The organism is Glutamicibacter sp. (genome assembly GCF_050701915.1).
In the GTDB taxonomy this organism is placed as follows: Bacteria; Actinomycetota; Actinomycetes; order Actinomycetales; family Micrococcaceae; genus Glutamicibacter.
In genome coordinates this window covers 20,107-27,090 of sequence record NZ_JBOGEG010000043.1, presented here as the reverse complement: position 1 = coordinate 27,090, position 6,984 = coordinate 20,107, and the positions used below count along the sequence as shown (strand labels likewise).

Sequence of the window (6,984 nt, the reverse complement as noted above, 5' to 3'; positions counted from 1 at the left end):
CGCGTAGGAGCGTGCCGGCCCGGCCCCGGAACTGGAGGCTATTTCGCCAAGCCGAAGCGCAGGGTGCGCACCTCGAAAGCGCCCAGCTTCAACTGCACGGCACCGTTGGCAAGCTCAATACCTCGATCCGCCAGCTCATCTTCCAGCAGGCTTGCGGTCGATGCCCAGGAGATCTGCGCATTGACCGTCAAGCTGCCGCTGGCACGACGCCCCAGGGACTCATAGACCCGCACCACCAAATCGCCGGAGCGGTCCGCGGCCAGCTTCACGCTGGAGATAACCAGCCCTTCACCGGTGACCGAGACAAGCGGGGCCACGCCTTGGGCGCCTTCGATGACGCGCTCTGCACTGTTCAGCAGGGCGCCGGCCTCCGTTGCCGCGGCCACGTCCGCGCCGATGACCAAACCGTAGCGGTGGGTCTGCAGGCCTTGGTCGGTCTCCGGATCCGGGAAGCGGGGAGCCCGAAGCAACGACAGGCGGATGGTCGTGGTGACTGCCGCGTCCTTGGCATCACGGGTGACATCGAATCCGTAGATGGAATCGTTGATCAGCGCCGCTCCGAAGCCGGGTTCCTCGGCCAGCACGAAGCGGTGCATGGAGGTTTCGAACTTCGCCGCTTCCCAGCTGGTATTCACGTGGGTAACGCGCTTGTGGTAGCCGAACTGGGTTTCGGCAATGGCATGCTCGGCACGGATATCCAGCGGGAAGGCGACCTTGAGGAACTTCTCGGCCTCATGCCAATCGGTGCTCTGCGAGATTTGCACCGTCCGCGAGCCCGGGGCCAGGGAGAGTTCCTGGAGAAGCGTGGAGTTGGAGAAGCTGCGGGCAATCGTGATGACTTGGCTGCCGTCTTCACGCGAGGACAGCTCCAGGCTATCGAGCTCGCGCAGGTCGGTGACCTGGTTGCGGTAGTACTTATCCACGTCCCAGGCATCCCACATGTTCGGGAAGTCCTGGTGCAGCTGCAGCAGGTTCGCTTCCTGGCCCTCGGCGATAGTTTCACGGCCGCTAGCCAGATCCACAGCGGAGGTCAGCAAGCCCTGGGCATTGATCGCCACACGGATTACCGAGTTATCCAGGACGTAGCCACCTGCGACCGGCGTTGCCTGGACCGGGGAAGCGGAAACTGCGTCTACCGCCTTGGCCTGCCCGAAAGCCAAGGCATTGCGAGTGAACGCGGCACCGTTGAAGGCAATCGGGGTGGAACCTTCGCCGGCCAGCTGCTGCTGGGCGGTACGGATCAGCGCCTCGGCCTGCTCGATCACCTGCGCGTAGCGGGCCACGACTTCGCGGTGCACCCAGGCAATGGAGGTGCCGGGCAGGATGTCGTGGAATTGGTGCAGCAGCACGGTTTCCCAGAGCGCGTCGAGCTGCTCGTACGGGTAGTCGGATCCGGTGTACACGGCAGCGGTGGCAGCCCACAGCTCGGCTTCAACCAGCAGCTGCTCGGTGCGGCGGTTGCCCGCCTTGGTCTGGTGCTGGCTGGTCAAGGTCGCACGGTGCAGTTCCAGATACAGCTCGCCCACCCAGACCGGAGGGCTAGGCAGCTCGGCCTTGGCCCGGTCGAAGAAGTCATTCGGGTGCTCCCAGCGGACCTTCGCGCTGCCTTCCAGATTCGCAAGGCGCTTGGCCTTGCCGGTCATTTCGCGGGTAGTGCCGCCTCCGCCGTCGCCCCAGCCTACCGGCGCGATGGAGTTGTTGGTGAGCCGCGCTTCGCGGAACTGGCGCGAGGCCTTGGCGACTTCCTCGCCGGAGAGCTGGGAGTTGTAGGTATCCATCGATGGGAAGTGGCTGAACATGCGCGAGCCGTCGATGCCTTCCCAGTCGAAGGTGTGGTGCGGGAATTTGTTCTGCTGGTTCCAGGAGATCTTCTGGGTGAAGAACCATTCGAAGCCGGCGCGGCGCATCAGCTGCGGCAGGGCAGGGGAGTAGCCGAAGGAATCGGGCAGCCATACGCCCTTGGAGGTGATGCCGAATTCGTCGCGGAAGAACTTCTGGCCGTACAGGAATTGGCGGACCAGGGATTCGCCCGAGGGCATCACGGTGTCGGATTCTACCCACATGCCGCCCAGCGGCAGGAAGCGTTCGTCGGCGACGGCCTGCTTCACCCGATCCCAGACCTCGGGACGGTGGGTCTTCAGCCACTTGTACTGTTGGGCGCTGGACATGCCGTAGAGGAATTCTTCCTCGTCGCCCAGCAGCTCCACCATCGAGGAACAGGTGCGCGATACCTTGCGGATGGTCTCGCGCAGCGGCCACAGCCAGGCCGAGTCGATGTGCGAGTGGCCAATGGCGGAAATCTGATGGGCGCTGTGCTCCGCCGGGGCGGCCAGGACCGTGGCCAGCTCATCGCGGGCAGCCTGTGCGGTCTCGGCAATACGTTGCAGATCCAGCACGTCCAACGCGTTGTCCATGGCCTGCAGGATCTGCATCTTGCGCGGGCCTGCCCGTAGCTGCTCCTGCAAGTCCAGCAGGACTTCTAGGTCCAGCGACAACTCGTGCACTACGGATTCAAAGACCGCTAGATCCATGCGGCGGGTGGTATACAGCCGGCGCGAAGAAGAAGTAAGGATGTCACCCTGCTCGGTGGGCAGGAACGGGTGATAGTCGAGCAGCACCGGGTTGGAAGCGGCCTCCAGATAGAGGTCGATGACCTCCTCGCCGGTGGCCTCTGCAGCAATCGGCACCCACTGGTTGCGCGGGTTGATCGCCTTGATGGTGATGCCATCCGGGCGGTACACCAGGCCTTCACACTGGAAGCCTGTCATGTTGACGTCAAAGCCCAGATCAATCACGGCTTCTACACGGCGTCCGGCCCAATGCGCTGGAACTCGGCCCTGCAGATGGAACCACGTCGTGCCCCATGCGGCGCCCCATGGAGTACCAACCTCTGTGGGCTGGTAGTCCAGTGCAAGGCCTTCTGCCGGGGGTACCGGCTCGCCTGGCAGCTCGTGCCACGATAGCGCCAATGGCATGGTTTCCGAATATATCGCTGGAAGGATACGCTCGGTCAGAACGCGGCGGACGCGTCCGATAGTCAGGGAATTGTCGTCGTGCATGAGGGCCTTCCGTTTGTGCGCTCAGCAGAAAATGAGCTCCCTAGCCAGACTACCGAAAAATTAGGTGCTGAGTTGGTGCAACTCGCGTTCCGCAGAGGACCGGCGTACTCAAGGCTTAACGTCCTCACCACCAGTAACGTCCTCCGCGAGAACATCGCGAACGAAGTCGCCACCTAGTGGTTTCGGATCCCATTGCGCCAAGGTCCATCTTCCGCCAATGCCCAACTCCAATAAGGAGCCACCGGTGTTCTCGATGGTCAGCTCCGAGGCGTCGGCGGGCGCCATGTTCGTGGCCCATGCGCTGAAGACACGAATGGCTGCACCATGGCTGAATACCGCGACCGTGCCGGAGTGGTCCTGTGCCTGCGCGATGCTTTCCAACGCCTTGGAATAGCGTTCAATGAAGTCGTAGCCGTTCGGCCCGCCGGGCATCTTCTGCTCCCAGTGGCCGTGCATCCAGGACTGCAGGCACATGCCGTACGCATAGCGTGAAGCCTCATCGGCCAGCATCTCCAGGCTTCCTGCTGAAATCTCTTCGAGGCCGTCAATGACCTGCAACTTCTGTCCGGTGGATTCGCTCAATGGCTGGGCCGTCAGCTGCGTACGGTTCAGCGTCGAGGCAAAGATGGACTGCAGCCTCCCGCCACCGAATGCCTGCGGCAGGGCACGAGCCTGGCGATGCCCCAGCGGAGTGAGGCTGGCACCCGGGTAAGCGGTATCAAGCTGCCCGGCAACATTCGATGGGGTTTGTCCATGCCTGATGAGCTGAAAACGCATATCCGATGCTTCCTTGGCCTTGAGGTTCTAGATCCTAGGGATAGCAGGGTTTATGAAAATGCGGAATGGCTGGGCCTGGGGGCCAGGAAGAAACTTTTCGTTCTGGAAAGATGATTTCCGCTTAGTCAGAGCACTGCCGTTCCGCTATCGTAAAATCGTCAGGTGGCAAGTCGCACCTCAGAATTTCCTTCAGATCGGAATCCACTCATGCGTTCAGATGCTCTTCGGCGACGTGAGAACATCCTTCGAGTAGCTCGTGAATTATTTGCAGAACACGGCGCTCAGATTGCGATGGAAACTATTGCAGAGGCCAGCGGGGTTGGCATCGGCACGCTGTATCGAAACTTTGCTGACCGGAGCGCGCTGGTTGAAGAAGTCACCCTCGGCACGCTTGGGGATATCCAAATCGCTTCCCAGACGGCGGTTGAGCGGCTTGAAGAGGAGGACACGGATGCTTGGGAAGTTCTGCTTGACACGCTGGTCCACCAGAACCTCGGGGCGCTGAGCGAAGCACTAGGGCTGCAACTGCCAAAGAAGATCAGCCCCCGCATCCTGGAAGTTCAGGCAGAGGCCGCCAAGTCCCTGAACTCAGCCTTGGACCTGGCCAAGAACGCGAATTTGGTCCGCCAAGACGTATCGGAGATAGAACTGATTGCCACCATCGGGGCCATGACCCGTCCACTGCCGAGGGCCTTCAGCAAGAGCCAGCCTGGCTTGGAAGACCGCATCGTGCAGATCATGCGTGCTGGATTGCGCCCGAAAACTACGCAGGACTAGCAAATGCCAGCACCAAGAGGTGCTGGCATTTGCCGCTGGCTGGTGATCCCTAGTCCAAACTCATGCCGCGGGTTTCTGGAGCGAATCGTGACATGAACACGACGGCGATCAGCACCAGCGCAGTCGCGCCGGCAAACAGCCAGCCCAGCCCCACGACCGGCCACAGGGCGGCGAAGAGCAGTGGCCCGAAACCTGCAGCAAAGCGCGACATGGTCGAGGCCCAGCCGAAACCGCTAGCCCGCAATTCGGTGGGGTACAGCTCGGAAACATAGGCGTAGAGCACCGGGATGGCCACCTGGACCACCACGCCAAAGACCAGCACCCAGGCGATAGCAGTCGCCGGAACCTGCAGATTCTGGGCTACGACAATGAGCACGATGCCGGAGATCGGGGCGGAGATCGCAAGCAGCCATTTGCGGCCTACGCGTTCCACCAGCAAGGCGGCAATGACCACGCCCACCAGCCCCATCAGCGCCATGACCGCGGTGGCGAAGAATGAGGTGGACTGGGCCATTCCGGCCTCGGTCAAAATCGATGGCAACCAGGTCAGTGCCAAGTAGTAGACCAGCAAGATGGTCATGAACAGCAACCAGCTGGTGGCAGTGATCTTCCACGAGTACGTCCACAGCGACGCGACCTGCTCCCACCAGCGCGGAGCCTTGGGCAGCTGAACGGGTTCAATGACGTAGTCGCGCTTGTCCGCTCCGGTGCGTTCCACGAGCTGGTCGATAACCGCCCGGGCTTCGGCATCCCGGCCCTTGGCTGCCAGGAACAGCGGGGATTCGGGCATTGAACGCCGGACCAGGTACACCATGAATGCAGGCAGGATCATGACCGCCAGGATCAGCCGCCAATTATCGGCGGTAGCCATCACCCAGCCCGAAACGAAGAAGGACAGCGCCGCGCCCACCGGCCACCAGCCATCCATGGCGGTGAGCACGCGTCCGCGTAGCTTGGCAGGGGTGAACTCGCCGACTAGCGCATAGTCCACCGGGATGCAGCCACCCAGGCCGACACCGGCCAGGAAGCGGAAGGCGACGAAGAAGCCGAAATTGGGCGACAAGGCGCCAAGGATGGTGAACAGCGAGAACATCAGAAGCGTCAGGCTGAAAGCGTTCTTGCGTCCGTACCTGTCGGCGATCCCGCCCCAGAGGAAAGCGCCCAAGGCCATGCCCACCAGATTGGAAGTGCCCAGCAAAGCGGCGGTGGGGCGATCCAGTCCCCACTCTTCGGCAACCAGCGGAATCAACGCGCCGTTGAGGGTCACGTCCCAGGCATCGAACATGAAACCGAGGCCGCCGATAATGAAAATGGTGCCCTGCACCTTCCATTTGAATGGCAGCTCTTGCACGATCGATGTGCCAGAAGGCAGGGGTGCGGAAGACACAGTGGTGCACCTTTCGGTGTGCGAGCAGAAATGGTTTGTACCGCGTGAAGCATAGCCGAAAACTTTGCTGCACCAGTAGCGCTGTACGCTTCTTTGCTTCTCGCGTCAAGGCCTGTTGTTAGTGCGGACAAGGGGGTAATCTCTGGACATGGGAGTAGATTGGACCGCTCTCGAAGAGGCTATACGGGTGACTGCCCTTCGACACGCCGCGGAAGTGATAGCTGGACACCCGGACCAGGATTTCTATGCCATTGCCTTGCATGGGGTCAGTACCGAAGAAAGCGAAAGCATTGGGATGCCGTTGCTGGCGTTGAACTCCGTGCAGGCCCTGGAACGCGACCGGCTCTCCGAATCCCGCGAACAGCTGGTGGAGCGCGGCGAAGACACCGATGAGCCTGCTGACTACGAGGATCGCCCGGATGCCGAAGGCGCGGGAGGCCTCGAACCAGAAGCCGTCACATTGGAAGCAGATTCCATGGTCATCACGGAAACCGATGACGAGGATGACGAATCCTTTGACGATGAAAGCGCAGATGGCGAAGACCTGGACGAGGTCTTGGCATCCTTGGAAGCGGATCTGGAAGAAGACGACGCGGAAAGCTTCTATTCGGACAAGTGGGAACCAAGTGATTGGCACTGGTCATCCATTGATTTATGCGAGGATCCCGCGGCGACGCTGTGGTCTGAAGCGATGACCAAGCAAGCTGCCCGCGAGGGGTGGGAGCTGACCGTCAAGCGCTACTATCACACCTTGGTTGCGGTCGCGCGTTCCTTGCGCGAAGAATTGAATGAACGTACCAAGGCGGATCTGGTGGTCTACGTGGCAGATGAGGAGCATGCCGAGAAGCTGCTCCAGCTTTGCCTCACTGACAAGCAGCTGTCCACGTACTTCCCGCAGCTTTCTTCATTGCCTGAAGGGGCCTGACACGAACTGAATGTCCGGCGCCATCCTTGGTTAGAATGAAGGCGGTGGCCAATGCGCTG

The 6,984-nt window shown here is 61.3% G+C and carries 5 protein-coding genes; 2 read left to right on the top strand and 3 right to left on the bottom strand.

The genetic code is table 11. The features are described 5' to 3' along the window. Window positions 1–38: 38 nt before the first annotated feature. Window positions 39–3,059 (bottom strand): alpha-mannosidase, encoded by a 3,021-nt coding sequence (locus ACRDT3_RS17155; protein ID WP_431494143.1) that lies wholly within the window; start codon window positions 3,057–3,059, stop codon window positions 39–41. 108 nt (window positions 3,060–3,167) lie between these two features. Then, complete coding sequence (locus ACRDT3_RS17150; RefSeq protein WP_431494142.1) at window positions 3,168–3,836, bottom strand: histidine phosphatase family protein; 669 nt, start codon at window positions 3,834–3,836, stop codon at window positions 3,168–3,170. Window positions 3,837–4,043: 207 nt separating this feature from the next. Here ACRDT3_RS17150 and ACRDT3_RS17145 point away from each other — a divergent pair, with 207 nt between their 5' ends. Then, window positions 4,044–4,613: a TetR/AcrR family transcriptional regulator gene (locus tag ACRDT3_RS17145; protein WP_431494141.1), complete on the top strand. Its 570-nt coding sequence runs from the start codon at window positions 4,044–4,046 to the stop codon at window positions 4,611–4,613. A gap of 49 nt (window positions 4,614–4,662) precedes the next feature. Here ACRDT3_RS17145 and ACRDT3_RS17140 read toward each other — a convergent pair whose 3' ends face one another. Beyond that, window positions 4,663–6,000: an MFS transporter gene (locus ACRDT3_RS17140; RefSeq protein ID WP_431494140.1), complete on the bottom strand. Its 1,338-nt coding sequence runs from the start codon at window positions 5,998–6,000 to the stop codon at window positions 4,663–4,665. Between the two features lie 187 nt (window positions 6,001–6,187). Here ACRDT3_RS17140 and ACRDT3_RS17135 point away from each other — a divergent pair, with 187 nt between their 5' ends. Then, the gene (locus tag ACRDT3_RS17135; protein ID WP_431494139.1) at window positions 6,188–6,925 is read left to right on the top strand and encodes a hypothetical protein; all 738 of its coding nucleotides are present in this window, start codon (window positions 6,188–6,190) and stop codon (window positions 6,923–6,925) included. The last annotated feature ends 59 nt before the right edge of the window (window positions 6,926–6,984 follow it).

Bases quoted from the DNA above. Each gene is read 5' to 3' on its own strand.
- ACRDT3_RS17155 (WP_431494143.1), bottom strand. From the start codon at position 3,059: ATGCACGACGACAATTCCCTGACTATCGGACGCGTCCGCCGCGTTCTG.
- ACRDT3_RS17150 (WP_431494142.1), bottom strand. From the start codon at position 3,836: ATGCGTTTTCAGCTCATCAGGCATGGACAAACCCCATCGAATGTTGCC.
- ACRDT3_RS17145 (WP_431494141.1), top strand. From the start codon at position 4,044: ATGCGTTCAGATGCTCTTCGGCGACGTGAGAACATCCTTCGAGTAGCT.